The organism is Oceanospirillum sediminis (genome assembly GCF_014164585.1).
Taxonomy (GTDB): domain Bacteria; phylum Pseudomonadota; class Gammaproteobacteria; order Pseudomonadales; family Halomonadaceae; genus Oceanospirillum; species Oceanospirillum sediminis.
Genome location: NZ_JACJFM010000200.1, coordinates 1 through 378 on the forward strand (window position 1 = coordinate 1; position 378 = coordinate 378).

1 protein-coding gene is annotated in these 378 nt (G+C 37.8%); it reads left to right on the forward strand.

Annotation, left to right across the window (positions count from 1 at the left end; genetic code table 11):
• A partial coding sequence (gene pgk / locus H4O21_RS28405) for a phosphoglycerate kinase (protein ID WP_182812549.1) occupies positions 1–378 on the forward strand: 378 nt, incomplete at both ends.

Below are 378 nucleotides of genomic sequence, written 5' to 3' on the forward strand. Positions count from 1 at the left end.
AGCCCTAATCCGTGTTGATTTTAATGTGCCTCTAAATGAAAATTTTGAGGTTACGGATGCTACACGAATTGTGTCTGCAAAACCAACAATCATTAAAATTTTAGAAGATGGCGGTAGTTGTATATTAATGTCGCATTTAGGTCGCCCAAAAGGATTTCAAGATGAGTTTTCGTTAAAGCATATTGTGTCTAAGGTTGAAGATATTTTAGGTGTAGGTGTAAAGTTTGTTGCTGACTGTGTTGGTGCGGATGTTGAGGCTGCAGCAGCAAGTTTAGAACCAGGTGAAATTTTATTATTAGAAAATCTTCGTTTTCATGGCGAAGAGAAGGCAGGTCATGAAGGTTTTGCTGAAAAGCTGTCCAAACTTGGCGATATTTA